The organism is Streptomyces sp. AB3(2024), from assembly GCF_041862025.1.
Taxonomy (GTDB): Bacteria; Actinomycetota; Actinomycetes; order Streptomycetales; family Streptomycetaceae; genus Streptomyces.
This window is the reverse complement of record NZ_JBGWAB010000383.1, coordinates 1-283: the sequence shown is the minus strand read 5'-3', so window position 1 is coordinate 283 and position 283 is coordinate 1. Positions and strand designations below refer to the sequence as shown.

The window sequence follows — 283 nt, the reverse complement described above, 5'->3', positions numbered from 1 at the left end:
GTCTACGCGGCCCTGGACCCTGAGCGGGCCCAGGCCGTGGACTGGGTGCCCGAGCGGGATGAGAGGAAACCGGAGGCGGAACGGGAGACATACCGGGTCCTGGAGGACACCACCACCCACCGCGGCACGCTCGTCTGGAAGGCCGGCGCCGGCATCCGCCACCTCGACGAACCACCCTGCGGATCGGAAACGTCACCGACCCGCCAACCGTCCATATCAACCGCGGCGTCCAACTCCACCTCCTCGATCTCCTCGACACCGACATCGGACAAACCCGATGGCC

1 pseudogene is annotated in these 283 nt (G+C 68.2%); it reads left to right on the top strand.

The features are described from left to right. A pseudogene (locus ACEPPI_RS40875) lies at positions 1-283 on the top strand (hypothetical protein); the annotation flags it as partial.